Annotated in this window: 17 protein-coding genes; 4 read left to right on the top strand and 13 right to left on the bottom strand. The window is 37.6% G+C overall.

Annotation, left to right across the window (positions count from 1 at the left end; translation table 11 throughout):
- Nucleotides 1–355: 355 nt before the first annotated feature.
- Nucleotides 356–1,654: a hydroxylamine reductase gene (gene hcp, locus TR08_RS08120; RefSeq protein WP_045517283.1), complete on the bottom strand. Its 1,299-nt coding sequence runs from the start codon at nucleotides 1,652–1,654 to the stop codon at nucleotides 356–358.
- Between the two features lie 192 nt (nucleotides 1,655–1,846).
- Here hcp and TR08_RS08125 point away from each other — a divergent pair, with 192 nt between their 5' ends.
- Nucleotides 1,847–2,326, top strand: coding sequence for an Hsp20/alpha crystallin family protein (locus TR08_RS08125; RefSeq protein ID WP_045517285.1), 480 nt, complete (start codon nucleotides 1,847–1,849; stop codon nucleotides 2,324–2,326).
- Nucleotides 2,327–2,410: 84 nt separating this feature from the next.
- Here the strand turns inward: TR08_RS08125 and TR08_RS08130 are convergent, their stop codons facing one another.
- Nucleotides 2,411–2,974, bottom strand: coding sequence for a YppG family protein (locus tag TR08_RS08130; protein ID WP_045517287.1), 564 nt, complete (start codon nucleotides 2,972–2,974; stop codon nucleotides 2,411–2,413).
- Between the two features lie 185 nt (nucleotides 2,975–3,159).
- Between TR08_RS08130 and yppF the strand changes: the two genes are divergently transcribed.
- Nucleotides 3,160–3,369 (top strand): YppF family protein, encoded by a 210-nt coding sequence (gene yppF, locus TR08_RS08135; protein WP_045517289.1) that lies wholly within the window; start codon nucleotides 3,160–3,162, stop codon nucleotides 3,367–3,369.
- 57 nt (nucleotides 3,370–3,426) lie between these two features.
- Here the strand turns inward: yppF and TR08_RS08140 are convergent, their stop codons facing one another.
- The 3 genes from TR08_RS08140 to TR08_RS08150 form a co-directional block, all read right to left on the bottom strand.
- On the bottom strand, nucleotides 3,427–3,783 hold the full coding sequence (locus TR08_RS08140; protein WP_045517291.1) for a DUF1798 family protein: 357 nt from the start codon (nucleotides 3,781–3,783) through the stop codon (nucleotides 3,427–3,429).
- Nucleotides 3,784–4,102: 319 nt separating this feature from the next.
- Entirely contained in the window at nucleotides 4,103–4,387 is a 285-nt protein-coding gene (locus tag TR08_RS08145; protein WP_045517843.1) for a hypothetical protein, read from the bottom strand.
- A gap of 398 nt (nucleotides 4,388–4,785) precedes the next feature.
- Nucleotides 4,786–5,760, bottom strand: a complete 975-nt coding sequence (locus TR08_RS08150) for a DUF2515 family protein (RefSeq protein WP_045517293.1) — start codon at nucleotides 5,758–5,760, stop codon at nucleotides 4,786–4,788.
- Between the two features lie 184 nt (nucleotides 5,761–5,944).
- Here TR08_RS08150 and recU point away from each other — a divergent pair, with 184 nt between their 5' ends.
- Together recU and TR08_RS08160 are read left to right on the top strand one after the other, a co-directional pair.
- A complete protein-coding gene (recU, locus tag TR08_RS08155; RefSeq protein WP_045517296.1) occupies nucleotides 5,945–6,556 on the top strand; it encodes a Holliday junction resolvase RecU in 612 nt (203 codons plus the stop codon).
- A 43-nt stretch (nucleotides 6,557–6,599) separates the two neighbouring features.
- On the top strand, nucleotides 6,600–9,101 hold the full coding sequence (locus tag TR08_RS08160; protein ID WP_045517297.1) for a penicillin-binding protein 1A: 2,502 nt from the start codon (nucleotides 6,600–6,602) through the stop codon (nucleotides 9,099–9,101).
- A 22-nt stretch (nucleotides 9,102–9,123) separates the two neighbouring features.
- On the opposite strand, the gene TR08_RS08165 is transcribed toward TR08_RS08160, so the two are convergent.
- The 8 genes from TR08_RS08165 to dinG all read right to left on the bottom strand — a co-directional run bounded on the left by TR08_RS08165 (nucleotide 9,124) and on the right by dinG (nucleotide 16,841).
- Entirely contained in the window at nucleotides 9,124–9,537 is a 414-nt protein-coding gene (locus TR08_RS08165) for a YpoC family protein (protein ID WP_052427393.1), read from the bottom strand.
- Nucleotides 9,530–10,192 carry an endonuclease III gene (nth, locus tag TR08_RS08170; RefSeq protein ID WP_045517846.1) on the bottom strand — a complete coding sequence of 221 codons (663 nt, stop codon included), beginning with the start codon at nucleotides 10,190–10,192 and terminating at the stop codon, nucleotides 9,530–9,532. The genes TR08_RS08165 and nth overlap by 8 nt, the downstream gene beginning before the upstream one ends.
- 71 nt (nucleotides 10,193–10,263) lie before the next feature.
- The gene (locus TR08_RS08175) at nucleotides 10,264–10,968 is read right to left on the bottom strand and encodes a DnaD domain-containing protein (RefSeq protein ID WP_045517299.1); all 705 of its coding nucleotides are present in this window, start codon (nucleotides 10,966–10,968) and stop codon (nucleotides 10,264–10,266) included.
- A 126-nt stretch (nucleotides 10,969–11,094) separates the two neighbouring features.
- Nucleotides 11,095–12,288, bottom strand: a complete 1,194-nt coding sequence (locus TR08_RS08180; RefSeq protein ID WP_045517300.1) for a pyridoxal phosphate-dependent aminotransferase — start codon at nucleotides 12,286–12,288, stop codon at nucleotides 11,095–11,097.
- Between the two features lie 25 nt (nucleotides 12,289–12,313).
- Nucleotides 12,314–12,787, bottom strand: a complete 474-nt coding sequence (locus TR08_RS08185; protein WP_045517301.1) for a cell wall elongation regulator TseB-like domain-containing protein — start codon at nucleotides 12,785–12,787, stop codon at nucleotides 12,314–12,316.
- Between the two features lie 136 nt (nucleotides 12,788–12,923).
- Entirely contained in the window at nucleotides 12,924–13,094 is a 171-nt protein-coding gene (locus tag TR08_RS30865) for a YpmA family protein (RefSeq protein WP_081954401.1), read from the bottom strand.
- Nucleotides 13,095–13,128: 34 nt separating this feature from the next.
- Complete coding sequence (locus tag TR08_RS08190; protein ID WP_052427394.1) at nucleotides 13,129–13,983, bottom strand: ComEC/Rec2 family competence protein; 855 nt, start codon at nucleotides 13,981–13,983, stop codon at nucleotides 13,129–13,131.
- 47 nt (nucleotides 13,984–14,030) lie between these two features.
- Entirely contained in the window at nucleotides 14,031–16,841 is a 2,811-nt protein-coding gene (gene dinG, locus TR08_RS08195; RefSeq protein WP_045517302.1) for an ATP-dependent DNA helicase DinG, read from the bottom strand.
- Between the last annotated feature and the right edge of the window lie 123 nt (nucleotides 16,842–16,964).

Below are 16,964 nucleotides of genomic sequence, written 5' to 3' on the forward strand. Positions count from 1 at the left end.
AATGAAAGGGTATGGATAGAGAATCATCAAAGAAAAAGTTGAAAACAATTGCTTTTGATTTTACACAATAATCAGGACTTGACTCAATGAAGGACAAAACCCCGTAGGAAATCAAGAGAAATGTCCTTCATAAAGCCGATGAAGGACAAAACTCAGTAGGAGTACAGGAGAAGTGTCCTTCATAAAGCTGATGGAGGGCAAAAACCACAGGATAGTAAGTTGGAAAAACATATATGAATTGTCCCACTAATTAGGTGGTGAAAAACTGGTGAATGAGCCATTGTTTTGACTTGTTATTTCCATTTTTGCACCCCAAAGTGTACCCGTTACACTTTTAGCTGCGGTTTTTTTTCTATTATACTTCTGATAGCTGAAGCATATCTTCCATGTCTTTTTGAGCAGTACCAATTAATTTTAAGTTAAATGTTTCTTGGAGAACCTGTAAAACACCTTCTGAAATAAATTCAGGCGACTTTGGTCCAATACGAATATCCTGTATTCCTAAGCTAAATAGTCCTAATAGAATAGCCACAGCTTTTTGCTCGAACCAGGATAATACGATACTAACTGGCAGTTCATTGATTTCACAGCCAAATGCATCCGCAAGTGCCATTGCAATTTTGACAGTAGATCCTGAGTTATTACACTGTCCTAAATCAATATAACGTGGAATGTTTGTGCCAGGTATAACACCATAATCAACATCGTTAAAACGGAACTTACCACAAGATGTTGTCAAAATAACTGTTTCTTGTGGAAGTGATGTTGCTAATTCACGATAATATTCTCCTCCTGTACCAGGGGCGTCACAGCCTGCAATTACAAAGAAGCGTTTAATTTTCCCAGCCTTCACAGCCTCAATTACCTCTGGCGCTAAGCCAAGAACGGTTTCATGATGGAAACCTGTAAGCAAGGTTTCGTCTGAATGTATATCCGCTTCAGGAAGCTCAAGAGCTCTCTCGATTAATGGTGAAAAATCATCATTGGTGATTTTTTGTACATTCTCGAGGCCCGCTACTTCGTAACTAAACATCCTATCCGCATATGTACCTTTAATGGGCATTACACAGTTGGTGGTTGCCAAAATCGCACCAGGGAATCTTTCAAAAAGACGTCGTTGGTCATACCAAGCCTTCCCAATATTTCCTTTTAAATGAGAATATTTCTTTAATGCTGGGTACCCATGTGCTGGCAGCATTTCGGAATGTGTATAAATATTTATACCTTTTCCTTCAGTCTGCTTTAATAATTCCTCGAGTGCAAACAAGTTATGGCCAGAGACAACAATACATTTTCCTTCAATTTTGTTTTGGCTGACTCGAATTGGCTCTGGAATGCCAAGACGCTTTGTATGGGCTTCATCAAGCATTTCCATCACACGTACAGTAGCCTGCCCCACCTTCATTGCCATTTCGATATGTTCTTGAACATTGAAATTAGAATTCGTTAATGTCATATAAAGTGCTTCTTGCGTTGTTGTATCCACAAATGAATCCGTATATCCTAGTTGATTTGCATGTGTCCGGTAGGCAGCTATTCCTTTTAATCCATAGATAAGAGTATCTTGCAAGCTTGAAATCGTCTCATCTTTCCCACAAACACCCACCACTGTACATCCTCCAGCTGGCGTTTGTTCACATTGATTACAAAACATGTATCTTCCTCGCTTTCCTTATAATACTGTTTAAGGATACAAATACTTGAATAATTTTCATGTGACATTAATCACATTTAGTAGAGTTGTAATAAAAACTTCATATATTTAACTCGAACTTATGTCAGGGCACAAACACAAGGCAAGAGCATATGATATGGTGATAAAATACGGAAAGTGAGGGAAAGTTTGATGTCATCCATGCCTCCAAGTGACCAAAATAACAATAAGAAATTTAAACCTGAGCAGTTTCGTGATATTTTTAGAAACATGAATGACTTTATGCATGAAAAGCCTGTAAAGGGATTTTTACAATCTATTGACGAATTTTTTAATAGTTCGTTTCCTAGTGGAGCTTTTCCTATTGGGGTTCGGGAAACAGAGGATGAATACATTATTACAGCGGAGCTTCCTGGGATTAAAAAGGAGCAAATATGTCTTAATATCTTACCTAATCAGTTAAGTATTTCCGTCGAAAATAATGAAATTGAATCAAAAGAAGATCTAAACAATCACTTTTTTCAAAAAAGGGTGTCACAACAAAAACAATCACGAACCATTTCCCTGCCAGTGCTCATTAATGAAAAATTGGTAAAGGCCTTTTATCGGGACGGATTACTAACCATTCGAATTCCACTGGTTAGAGGAAAAATGATAAATATAGAGGACTAAAGAACTAAAAGAATTAAATCAACCAATAAATTTTTCGACAAATAACCAATAAGAAAGACGGCTTTTAGCCGTCTTTTTACTTTTCTATGCTTTAAAAATTCCTCCAAGACCTTTGACTAAAGAGGATACTTGTGTGACAGCATTTACCATCTGCCCAGCAGTATTCACCATCTTATTAACGTCTACTGTCCCGTCTTGTGATTTAAATGAATTCATTAAAGTTTGAATACCCCCAGGTTGTTTCAGCATCCCATTGGGTTTTGGATATGGGTTCATCCCCGTGTAACCGTTCATTTGCGGCATATACTGATTAGGTATCTTTTCCTCCTTAGGCTGCAGCGGATTTTCAAATAGAAATTGTGCATCTTTAGGAGGATAATGCCCCGTTGTATTGGGCATTTGCTGAGGTATTCCACTAGTCTGATAGGTCGATTCATATGGTGGATATGGTGGTTGATAGGACTGTTGAAAGTAAGGGTTCGGTTGTTGATATGGGTACCATTCCATACTTTGTACTGCTTGGTAATGATATGGCTGATTACGAGGAACCGATTGAAAATTTGATGGATAATAACCGGGGCTCCTGTAATTCATTTGCCCCGAGTATCCATAATTTAAATAATAATTTGATCTATTTCTACCGTACATGGGCAAACATCTCCTCCGCGTTTTCATTACTACAAACTATGTATCAATGATGCGAAGGGTGCATATTTTCAAATAGATATCAATGTCAAAATGCGGAGAATTTTGTCTAAAGTTTAAATATTTTAAAAACTAGGAATCCTTTTTTTTCATGGTACTATAAAAAAAAGATGAAGGAGGAGTTACATATGGACATTCGCTCACTTAAAAGCAAATTTAATCAAAGTCGTGATTACAGCACTGATGATGTGAACGCATTAATGGATTTTGCTAAGAAGGCCTATATTCATAACGAGATTGACATAAAAAAATATCGCCTGCTTGTAGGTGAGCTTGAAGCTCTAGGCGCCGTGATTCCTGACGATTATAAAGAAGACTCCCTCATCGAAAATTCATAAAAAAGAAAAAATACAGCTAGGCAAGCCCTAAGAGAGATGCAATCTTTGCATCTCTTTTTATTTTTCTAATTCTTTCACTATTTCTAGAAGAAAAAATTCAACTGTCCTATTTGCATTTAAGAATCTTGATTTGCTTGTTTTTGGGAAAAATGCCTGTATGGACAATTGGTCCATATGTTCTAAAGTGGTGTCGATTTGTTTTGGATGAAGGTGCTTTTGTGAAGTATTTGCTAACCAATTTCTCATCAAAGTGCTCCATTCATGCGCAGCAATCTTTACCTCATTAGCAAATGGCTTAATTACCTCATGAAAATCATGGCTGGTCCCATTTTCCCGAGCTTCCTCGAAGTATTTAATAAATAAATGGTTATAGTTAAGCAGCTTTTTTGTTAACTCGAGAATTTTTTCTGACATCGCCCATATTTCCTTTCTGTATTTACAATATGGCTGTGTTTAAATTGTCTGTTGATTTCCGCTCCAGGCACTTCGCTTTCCGCGGGTACTAACCGCCTCCTCGGCGCTTAAGCGCCTGCGGGGTCTCACCAGCCCCGTCCTCCCGCAGGACATTGAATAGGCTTCAGTGAATAATCATCGCACGAATGAAATGCGATAGCATTTTCGAGGATCTTCGTGCCTTCCGCTCCAATCAACAGAGTGCAAAAATTTAAAAATTTGCACTAACACAGCCTACAAAATAAAAAGCAGCTTTTTATTAAAGCTACTCAATCGGATCTTATTCATATTCTATCGGTAACCAAAAGCCCATTTCAAGTTTTAGCGCTTTGGTAACAGAATTGCTTTGTTCTTCATTTGATGTTGGATTTATTCTATCTAATTTTTTTTCAAGCTTAGAGAGTCTTTGTACGGGTGCCGATAATTTATTTAGCTCCTCATTATTCATTTGAATGCGAAGGTCTAAGAAAGATGCTTCTAAAACAATCTCCAATTCTTCTAATTGATCATATATCTCTGTCAGCATAGAAAGCAGCTTTTCCTTTTCCGGCAATGACGAATTCATCAAATTAAGAACCTCCTCGCGATTTTTATACTAAGTACTATTCTCTTTCTATTTAAGGCTTCCTCCCTCACTGACAAAACTAGAAGAGATTCGGCAAAGAAAGTGTGAATTTAGCATTTATTACCTTTCTATTCGACACTATCTCAATTCGCATGAAAAATGGAAAAATCGAACAAGCTAAAATTGGAGGTGTTGATAATGTCAAAAAAGAAACAAAACAAAAAAACAGGAACATCACAAGTAGAAAATAAAGTTGGCTATGGTGATAAAAAGCTCGAAGGACCAAATCGTCCAGCAGATTAGAAAAGCGTAAGCGCCTAGGCTGATTGCGCTGGACAATTATCAAAGTCGAAAATCCTATACTTTGCAGAAACAAAGCAAGGCATTTGCCTTGCTATTTATATTTTCTTTACGTGTGCTGCTCTATGCAAAGCAAGTATTAAATCAAGCTGATTTGATTTTTCAAAGTACCAATCGGTTAAATGAATAGGATGGCGATGTTTAGCTGAAAAATAAAGCCATGCTGGGGAAATCAAGCGATTCTTACTCCAATCCTGATATTCATAATGATTGTGGTCAAAAATCGGATAAGTTGCTCTTAATATCGGTGTTTTACGATTTGTTTTAGTCTTAAAATATTGTTCGTAATCATAACGCGACCCAGTATGTGGAGTTTTATCAGCAAACTCGAAAAAAAACGGAAATAAGCGAGGGTGTGTCAAAATTCTTGCCAGCCTCTTTCCCAGATTAATTCGTTTAGAAAGTGATTTAAAGCCATTTACACTTGTACCATACAATTCTCCCCCGCATGTTGGAAATAGAACACAGCTAAAATGAAGCCAATCTTGAACATTAAAGATCCACGAATGGAATACCCTTTTTTTATAGATTGGATGCTGGAAAACAGGTGCATGGATAACATTTTGCTCATTGATGATTAATGCAGTTGTAAGCCTTTCACGATTCCCCTCTCTCCAGTACCTCTCCCACTCTTTTTGAATAAATTCAGAACATTTAAAGAATGGAAGGAGATGAAACATTGGACGCTTTATTCTCGTCGAATATTGATAGACCAGTAATTGAGGGTATACATCATGGAAAATCAGCCAATTGGCTCGTTCAAAGGTTATGAAGAGGTCTTTTCTTGTTCTAGGCTCGATGATTTCTCGAAAGGCAGGTCCCTCCAGATCACACATATTCCACCCCCCATTCCTAGAAACCATGCTTGCCAGGAATGACCAAATAATATCTGGGTTCCTTTTAAAATAAGAGAAATATGCGTCAGTCCTTGAAATATTATCAAGATTCTTTTTATCTCTTTCGCCTTTAATTTGACTGATGGTCTCAATCTCATGTATTGTAAGATGATTCATATTCATCTTCCTGCTTTCGTAAACGGTAGTTTTTGAGAATTGATTATTTATGAAAAAAGAATCATGCTTTTTCTAGCGTGACAAGGTACATTATTTTTATTAGCGTGCGTTTACCAGATAATTTTATACACCCCATAGCAACTGAGATTTGATATGATAAGTAATAGCTTGAGAGGTGCTTATCATGAATTTTAATTATCCAAACGGAAAAAGGTACGTTCCAAAAGGGACCGAAACAGAAACCAAAGTAAAGAAGCAAAGTAATCACTCCTATAGTAATAGAGGAATGACCCTCGAAGATGATTTGAACGATACGAATGAATATTACCGAGTTAGAAAAATTGCTGTGATTCATAAAAAACCTACACCCGTTCAAATTGTTCAGGTTGATTTTCCTAAAAGAAGTGCTGCTGTGATCAAAGAAGCTTATTTTAAACAAGCTTCGACCACTGACTATAACGGGGTATATAAAGGTAAATACATCGATTTTGAGGCGAAGGAAACGGCAAATTCGACCTCTTTTCCATTAAAAAATTTTCATCAGCATCAAATCGATCATATGCAGGAAGTTGTTACACAAGGTGGAATTTGTTTTGTAATTCTCCGGTTTTCAAAGATTGAACAAGTATATCTACTAAAAGCGAAACACTTGTTATCTTTTTGGGAAAGAATGAAAAATGGAGGTAGAAAATCCATTACAAAAGAAGAAATCGAGCAAATAGGAGTTTTAATTCCGCTTGGATTTCAACCTAGAATTGACTATATTAAAATAATAGATACTCTTTTTCATTTTTAGATTTAATGAAAATGGTTGAAGTATGAAAGGAAGGAAATTTATCATGGCAGAATCGAGAGAGGAGCGCCGTAAAAAACTCCAACAGTCTAAAGGAAAACAAAAAGCGAAGAAAAAACCTAGTGGTATTGTTAAGAAAATTTTTCTAGTCCTTGTTGCCCTTGGCATAATTGGTATTTTGGCTGGCGTTGGAACTTTCGCTTATTTAGTAAAGGATACACCTAAACTTGATCCGAAATTATTAAAAGACCCCATCTCCTCTAAAGTTTTAGATAAAGATGGCGAGCTGATCGCAGAAGTTGGTTCGGTAAACCGTGAATATGTAAACTATAAGGATATACCAAAACTAGTTGAAGATGCTGTTTTAGCGGTGGAGGATGTTCGTTTCTATAAGCACCATGGTTTGGATCCCATCCGTCTGGCTGGAGCCGTTGTCGCCAATTTCCGAGAAGGATTTGGTTCTGAAGGGGCAAGTACGATTACACAGCAGGTCATCAAGAATTCATTTTTAACTCCAGAAAAAACCTTGAAGCGTAAGGTACAGGAAGCATGGATGGCCTATCAGCTAGAACAAAAATATACAAAGCACCAAATCTTTGAAATGTATGTGAACAAAGTCTTTGTATCCGAAAACAGTCATGGACTCGCAACGGCTGCAAAAATTTTTTATGGCAAGGAATTAAAGGAGCTTACCCTTCCAGAAGCCGCACAGCTGGCTGGAATGCCGCAAAGCCCAAATAATTATAATCCATTTGACCATCCTGATTTGGCAGAAAAAAGACGTAATATTGTTTTAATGTTAATGGAACAGCATGGATATATCACTAAAGAACAAATGGAAGAAGCAAAAAGTGTTCCAGTGACTTCCACATTGGTGAAAGATGAGGAAAGAGTTAGAGACGAAAAGCCTTTTGATTCTTTTGTCGACGCAGTTATTGACGAAGTGGAGGATCAAGGAGACTTTGATATCTTCTCTGATGGGTTAACCATTCATACAACCCTTGATAAAAATGCACAATTGCATGTGAATACCATTCTAAATTCAGATGAAGTCATAAATTATCCAGATGCTGAATTTCAAGCAGGTATTGCTCTCATTGATACAAAAACAGGAGAAATTCGTGCAATTGGCGGTGGACGAAATCAAGAGGTAAGTCGTGGATTTAACTATGCGATTGATACACAGCGGCAGCCTGGTTCAACGATAAAACCAGTCCTAGATTACGCTCCAGCCATTGAATATCTAAATTGGGGCACCTATCAAACAATTGATGATAAACCTATAAAGTATTCCACTGGTCAAGAGTTTGGTAACTGGGATAACAAATATATGGGGCCAATTTCAATGCGTACTGCCCTGCAGTATTCCAGAAATACTCCTGCGGTTCAGGCACTTCAGCAGGTTGGTTTAGAAGAGGCTAAAGAATTTGCTATCAACTTAGGGATACCGCTAAAAGAGATTTTTGAGTCCTATGCCATTGGAGGCTTCGGTGGAAAAACAGTAGGGGTTTCTCCTCTCCAAATGGCAGGAGCCTACAGTGCTTTTGGAAACAACGGCATGTATACGAAGCCTTATGCAGTGAAAAAAATTGTGCTTCGAGACGGTACTGTCCTTGACACTGCACCAGAATCAAAACTTGTCATGAAGGATTCTACTGCTTTCATGATTACAGATATGTTAAAGAGCGTTCTTGTTTCTCCAGGTACTGGTACGGCAGCAAGAGTTCCAGGACTTCCGATTGCAGGGAAAACAGGTACAACTAACTATACTGAAGCTGATATGAAAAAATGGAATATTACAGACGGCAGGGTTGTTCCTGATGCATGGTTTGCAGGGTACACAACCAACTATACTGCGGCTGTTTGGACGGGTTATTCTAGTATTAAAACACCTATTCAACCAGGTGCAGATCAAAAAATTGCACAATTAATCTTTAAGAATCTAATGGAATATGTGTCAAAAGATATCAAGACACCTGACTTCCCTGTTCCAGATAGCGTCCAAAAGGTTAGGATTGAAAAAGGATCTAAACCACCTGCATTAGCAGGTGAATTCACTCCGGATAGTGAGGTTATTACAGAGTATGCCGTGAAAGGTCATGCACCAAAAACGGTCTCAGGGAAATACAAAAAGATTGCTGCTCCTAGTAATCCAAAAGCTATCTATGATGCGGTTAAAAATGAAGTGAGCCTAACATGGGATTACAATAATTCAGAAAATGCTAATGTCCAATTCGAAATTACTATAAATGATGGTATAGCACCAATAACATCAACGATTTCAGAAAAAGTAGTTACGCTTCAGAATCCAACACCAGGTACAACTTATAGCATTACAATCGTTGCTATTGTAGGTGACAAAAGAAGTGACCCTGCCACAACAACAGTCAATATACCTTTGCCGCAGCAGGAAGAAAATGGTGAAGGTGAGGGCAATGGTGTGGGCGAAGGAGCCGGCAATGTTGGTGGTGATGAACCTGTAACCACTGAGCCTGGAAACGGTAACGGGAATGGCAATGGTAATGGTAATGGTAGAAATGGAGGATAACACTCCGATACAAAAAAAGCGTCTAGCCCTTTTGGCTTAGACGCTTTTTTGTGATATTTTTCTTAGCAAATAGTTTTTCTTGCTCCGTAAACAACTCAGAGAGCTGGCGGTAAGAATGAAATAAGTTCGGCCTCGAAAGTATATAGGTAAATCTTTCATCGAGATTAACCGGTTTTATCTCTAATAGATTAAATGGAATAGGTTCTTTTGAATTAACTTTTCTGTCATTTGACAAATATAAAAATTGAATGAAAAAACCAATCCCTTTTTTCATCAATTGAAGTGTGGATTTTTGATCTCGATCCCGATAAAAAGTCTCAAGTTCACCTTTTACCCTTTCCCAATCTGATAAAAGCAGTGAAATGGCTGCACCATTTTCACCCTGAACCTCTAATTCTAATTCTTCCAGAAAAGGGATGATTTTTTGATTATCCATTCACTACTTCCCTTCCCTTCATTCTCTTTTTACCCTCCCTGCACAGCTCTAATAAAGGGCAGCTAGGGCATTGTGGGTTTTGAGCTTTACAATGATATCTGCCAAAGAAAATCAATCTATGATGGGTAACAGACCACTCGTCCTTTGGTACCTTTTTCATTAATGTTTTTTCGACTTCTAATACGGAATCCTTCCAGCGGCATATTCCAAGTCGCTTACTTACTCTCTCAACGTGAGTATCTACAGCTATAGCTGGAATATTATATGCCACTGACACGACAACATTTGCCGTTTTTCTGCCAACACCCGGAAGTTTTGTTAATTCATCACGGTCACGTGGAACTTCACCATCATATTCATCCAACAATAATCGGCACAGACTTTGGATATTCTTAGCTTTGTTTCTGTAGAGTCCAATGGAGCGTATATCATTTTGCAGTTCTTCTAGCGATACTCCTAAATAATCCTCTGGTGTTTTGTATTTTTTAAATAATTCCTTTGTCACTTTATTGACGAGAACATCCGTACATTGTGCAGATAAAGCCACTGCAATCACAAGCTCAAAAGGATTTGAATGTCTTAGTTCGCAATGGGCGTCAGGAAACATTTCGTCCATTTTATCTAAACAAAAACGAATTTGCGTATTGTTTAACATAGTAATTTCACCTTCCAGTTGGTTAATAAATGGAAACAAACGAGAGAAATTTTCCTCCCGTTTAGTAGGTTTTATTGCTCAAGCCAATTGTAGAAGGGCCCAGAATTAGTTGTAGAGGCTTGGGAATCTTGAGCTGGTCGAATTGGCGTTTGCTTTTGGCGAAACTTTCGACCATGATTTTTCGCTTGTTCAATGGTCTTTATGCCATTCTTTTTCCATTCAAAAAGAATCCTGTCAATATACCGGAAATTTAACTTTCCTGACATGACCGATTCTCGCAATGCAGCCTTTATGATAATGGGATCATGGTGGTCATCATCCATCCACATTGCTAGTGATTCACACTCAAATGGGGATAAGGGACGTCCAAATTCCTTCTCAAAGCACGTGTAAAGATCACTTTCGTCTGTCTTCTTGCTAACTTCTTGAGTATGTTTATTTTTCATTAAAAACTGTTCAACGAGTCGTTCCCACAAGGGTTCTACAGAGTATTTCTCAAACCGGATTCCTTCTGATGAGTATTCATCTATTATTTCAATATACCCTTTTTGGATTAATCTTCGCAGCATTTCGTTGCATTCTGAAATAGTAATCGTCATTCGTGAGGAAAGCTCTTCTGGGGTAGGGAAGTCATTTCCCTTTTCTATAAAAGAGATAATATTTAATAAAAGAACAAGCTCATATTCATTAAGATTCATATTTCGGTACTCAGAAAATAATACAGCAGGAACCGTTATATTACCTTCCTGAAGCCATGATAATATATTTGTTTTCATCCTTACGACACCTCTTGATTAGTATAACATGAACAACCTCTTTGAGTAAGAGGATTGGAATAACCAGATTTTATAAGAAAAGTAAAAAGCCTGCAGGTGCAGACTTTCTTTTGGAAATCCAATATTTTATGCTTGACGTTTTGCTACAACAAAATCCTTCATTCTTGCTACTGCTTTTTCTAGTAGGTCTAGAGAGGTTGCGTAGGATAGACGGATATTATCTGGTGTACCGAACCCAGATCCCGGGATAACAGCTACCTTAGCTTCTACCAGTAAGGCTTCAACAAATGCATCTACATCATGATATCCTGTTATTTCAGCGGCAGCCTTTACATTTGGATATAAGTAAAAAGCTCCTTGAGGCTTTACACAGGTGAAGCCCGGTATTGAAACTAATTGATCATAGATCACTTCTAATCGATGTTCGAATGCCTGACGCATTTCTTCTACTGGCTCTTCTGGACCATTATAGGCGGCAATAGAGGCATACTGAGCAGTTGTTGTCGGGTTAGAGGTACTATGACTCGCAAGATTTGTCATTGCCTCTATAATCTCCCTATTTCCAGCTGCATAACCAATACGCCAGCCTGTCATCGAGTGTGATTTTGAAACTCCATTAATAACAATCGTCTGCTCCTTTAACTCCTGAGATAGCTGTGCAATGGATACATGTTTATGATCGCCATAAATGAGCTTTTCATAAATTTCATCTGATACAATTAATATATTTCTTTCAAGGCATACTTTGCCTAATTCCTGCAGTTCTTCGGCGGTATAAATAACACCTGTAGGATTACTTGGCGAATTGATAATAATTGCTTTTGTTCTATCAGAAATCACCGATTCTAATTGTTCAGGAGTAATCTTAAAATTCTGTGACTCTAATCCGTCTACGTAAATCGGAACGCCGCCTGCTAATTTAACTTGTTCCGGGTAGCTTACCCAGTAAGGCGTTGGGATAATGACCTCGTCACCATCATTTAAGAGAACTTGAAAAAGCGTATACAAAACATGTTTTGCCCCGTTCCCTACAATGATTTCATTTGGTTTATAGGAAAGACCTTGGTCTCTTTCAAATTTTTCAATGATTGCCTTCTTTAAAGCAGGTAAGCCTGCGGAAGGGGTATACTTCGTATGTCCTTCATTCATCGACCGTGCTGCAGCGTCTAAAATATGCTGTGGAGTGTTATAATCGGGCTCACCTGCACCTAAACCAATTACATCCATCCCTTGTTCCTTTAATTCTTTAGCCTTTGCTGTAATTGCTAATGTAGTTGACGGTGTAAGCGCCATTACCCTGTTTGCTAATTTCACTGCCATTCCTTCTCCTCCTACTTCAACGAAGCTATAAATTTTCAATTTTTTTAAGCCATTCACCTGTTTTAAAATGTACATAATAATAATTTATTAAATTATTTTCAGAACGGTAATAAATTTCCCATAATGGGATACTATTTTCCATTCCTAATTTTACAGAAATAATCTTTTTTGGATTTTTCTCATCCAACAGTCTTTGAACTGCATCCTCTTTGGAAATTCCATTTTTGCGTTTATCCCAAATTACTTTCTTGCTCTTCTCAGGAATCCATACGATGATATTTTCACCTTTTTTATTTTTCCCCTCAAGAACACTTACAGTTTCTGTTCCATGATAGATATGGAAATCCTCTACTTCACTTAACTCGACCTTTTCTTTTGCCAAGGAAACAGCTTTTTCTTCTGCAATATTTAGAGGTTCCTGGGCACTTGCATATACTTTAATAAAAACCCCTATACAAATTACTATAAATAATACTAGAAATAAGATAATTTTTTTCATATACTCCACTTCTTCTAGCTACGGCTCCTAACTTTTCGGTCGTTTCAATCCGTCCCTACAAATCCAAAGTGCAGGATTTGCAGTGCCGGCTTGTAAGCGTCGGTCAAAGTTGGACAGTCGCCTCCGCTTTACATCTTTATGTACGATAAATGGTAAAAATAGCTTTACTTTGATCTTCTTGGTCGAGTGCCAAGCCAAACATTAGGTCCTGTTGTTTTAATGTTCGATTAAGGGCATCAACAATTTTGTATAAGTCCGGACTATGCTGAAGTTTAACAGTCGAGAGGACTTCTATTTTTGATTCCATCGTATTCCTCCTTTATCTCTCTAAAGCAATAATATCAGCTATAGTCTTCCTTTTCTACTGGAAAAGTGAATACTTCATAGTTATTTTCAGTAAATTTAATTGTAATGGTACCATGCTTTTTGGTAAAAAAGACTTCAGACCATGTATCCTGCAAGTCATAGATAATTTCAGGATCAGGTTGATGCTGTCCTGATTCAAACAGGATCGATATTTGCGGATTAACATATTGAATCAATTTCTCAGATAACGAATTTTCCTTTGCCCAATTTGGCACTTTAAAAATAGTAATGTCATCTAAATTTTTCTTTAATAAATTCTCTTCCACAAGATGACTTGAAGAAGTCATGAGAAAAAGACGATGTTTAAAAAACTGCAGCATGAAATCTATTCCTTCATTTTCTCCACTTCCAGCAAAGAGAACCTCTGCTGACAAATCAGGGAATAGGACTTGCGTTGTTCCTGCTTGCCATGGAATAACTTTTACTTCGGTAAAGGGTGCCGCCATATTTGCTAATTCGTTAGCTATTTCAGGTGTTGACATTAATTGCTTTACTTTATATTTTGAAATGATTTGAGTAAGTTGGTCAACAAAAAGATTTTGACGGTTCGTTATAATTAATGTTGAAACTTCCTTGACACCATACGTTTTGAGCATTTCTCGTAATTCTTCACTTGTTTCTTCTCCACCCGTATTAACCAAGATGTTTTCTCCATTGGAGCCTTGAATAAGGGTAGCTTCACCGTCACCTAATCCAAAAAAAGTAACAGCAATCTCATGGTCTTTCAAATTTAAATCGATACTTTCAACATTACCATATCCAAAAGAAGAGGCACTTCCAATCGAAGTCATCTGAAAAAAGATTGCTGCCACAAGTAATAAACTTTTCATACACATACCTCCCATATTATTAGGATGTGTAATTTTTCCAAAATTCATTATAACCATTTGTAAATTATTTCAACTAACTCGTCGATATTCCCTTTTTTCATGGGTACTGCTGGAATAGATTTCAGAAAAGCCTTACCGTATTTGGTAGTAATAATCCTTTTATCAAAGACCATCATAATCCCACGGTCCTTTTCCGTGCGGATAAGACGTCCAAAGCCCTGTTTAAATCTGAGAATCGCTTCAGGTAATGAATACTCCGTAAAGGCATTTCCACCCTGCTCTTTGATTACTTGACACTTGGCTTCAGTCAGCGGTTCGTCAGGTGGACTAAATGGCAATCTGACAATAACTAAGCAGGATAAATCCTCCCCTGGGATATCTACACCCTCCCAGAAGCTGCTTGTCCCTAGCAAAATTGCTTTATCATACCTTTGGAAATTTCTCGTTAGTCTTGATCGGCTGCCACTGGTAATCCCTTGTGCAATCATCGCAAAATCATTTAGGAATCCACTTTCTTTTATAAGCTCATAGGTTTTCTTTAACATGTCGTGTGCCGTAAAGAGAATCAGCATTCTACCCTTTGTTGCCTCAGCAATGGTAATGATGTGCTCCGTAATCGAAATGACGTAATCCTCAAGACTTGTTGCATTAACCTCAGGCAAATCCTCAGGAATCAAAAGCTGAACCTGATTTTTATAATCAAAAGGAGATGGGATCATCATTGTCAAAGTAGTATTTTTGGCAAGCCCGATTTCTTTTATCATGTAATCAAACGAATGATTAACTGTAAGGGTGGCCGAGGTTAGGACAACCCCCTTCTTAATGCTAAAAAACCTCTCCTTTAGTGAAGCTGCAACAAACGCCGGCTGGGCATAGAAGGTGGTTACATTCTGTTGTGAACGGAAGTCAATCTCTATCCATTTAACATCATTCGATTCTTTAATAAAGCAATCTTGAACGTTAATTCTCAGCTCATCTATTTCATTTCTAAAGGAAATGATCTCTTCCAATTTTCCTTTTTGCTTATTTGTTAGTGATTCTTTATGTTTCTTTATCATCTCTAATCGCTGAGATATTGCTGCCTGTAAATCTTTCAGTAGGAAGGCAAACCTCTCGGCACTATGTACGAGAGCATTTTTTTCTTTGCCGCCAGTGTCATGTGAAAAACGAACCTTCGCTCGGTTTAAGCCTCTTCTTTCTGCAGAATTAGATTTTGCATAAAGGGCTGTTAGCTTAAAAAACTCGTCCATTTCGTAGGAAAGGTCTGCAACTAGTTGATTTATTTTCCCGGTCTGGGGTCCTTCCTCCCTTTTATCCTTTAATGAATCAAGTATTAATTCTAGCTCATAAGAAAGAAGTCGTTGCTCATATTGACCAAACTGACTTAAAAGCATACGGGTTGTTAAGTAGTCTAATGAGCGACCAAAGTATTGACTGGCAACCTTCTCAAAATGATGTCCTTCGTCAATGATGGCATAATCAAAGTTTGGCAATAGGGAAGTTTCAGCTGATATGTTACTTAATAACAGTGAATGATTGGTAATTATGATGTCAGCATTCTGTGCTTCGTTTTTTGCTCGTAAATAAAAATCTTTTTCCTGCCAAAGTTTATTCATAGAAAAGATGGTTTGTTCATTCTTTATTTTATTCCAAAAAATATTGCCTCCGCTTGATAGATTCAATTCGTCTCGATCTCCGGTATTGGTTTCAGTAAGCCAGACAAGAATTTGCATTTTGGTTAATGTGGTATCGTAATTATCATTTTCTTCCAATATAGACAGGGCGAATTTCTCTAAGCTAATATAATGATTTCTCCCTTTTAACAAAACAGACTTTACCTCAAAAGGCAGGATCTTTGCTAATAATGGGATTTCATTATTAATGATTTGCTCTTGTAGCTGAATGGTATGTGTACTTACCACAACTGGGAGCCTGTTCTGCTTAGCAAAATAAGCAACAGGCAGCAGGTATCCTAAAGATTTTCCCACACCCGTTCCTGCCTCAATGAGAGTATGCATACCTGAATCAAAGGCATGGTAAACCCCATCCATCATTTGAAATTGTCCTATTCTTTTTTCATAGGACGTAAAACCATTTTTAACCATCTCTACTTTTTCTTCTTCGCTGGTTGGATAGTGGTAACCATCCTGATAATGCCTGCTAGTTGGCGATGAATTACTTTGAGTTTTTTTCAAGGCAAGCGTATTGTTGCATATTTCAAGCGATTCGTGCCAATTTCCACTTCTTTGGTCTATTTCTAAAATGATTTCATCAATCAATTGTTGTAAATCGCTTTTTAGTCCTCCTGAAAGCTGCGATAGCTGACGGAGTGTCAATTCCGGCAATTGAGATAACCGATTTACAAGAATAAGAAATAGCTCCGCGGTAACTTGAGCATCGCTATCTGCCTGATGTGGTCGGTCATGTTGCAGGTCCTCTCTTACTGCTAGGTCAGATAGCTTATAGCCATCGGCAGTAGGAAATATGATTCTCGCCATTTCTACCGTATCTAAGACTGATCCGTAGAAGCCTTCAAATCCGGCTTGAATTAATTCTTCCTGTAAAAAGGACAAGTCAAATAAAACATTATGAGCAACGAAATAGGCACCCTCTAATAAAGAATTAACCTTTGGGGCTATTTCTGTAAATAATGGAGCGTCTTTTACCATCTCATCCTCTAAGCCTGTCAATTCTTCAATAAAAGCAGGGATTGATCTTTGGGGATTGATTAGAGATGAGAAGCTTTCCGTGATTTTCCCGTCTTCAATGACCACAGCGGCAAATTGGATTATTTTATCCCCTTTTTTGGGGTTATTTCCCGTAGTTTCTAAATCCACTACAACAAATTTATTTATCATTCTATATAACACCTCAAACCTTCATTAAAACGGTATCACAAAATAGCTAAAAGAAAAAGAAAACCTTACGTTATAGTATATATAATTATCAAGAAAAAGAAAAAATCCCCAGGAAACGGGGAT

Origin of the sequence: Neobacillus niacini (assembly GCF_000759675.1) — a bacterium.
GTDB classification, from domain to species: domain Bacteria; phylum Bacillota; class Bacilli; order Bacillales; family Cytobacillaceae; genus Neobacillus; species Neobacillus niacini_A.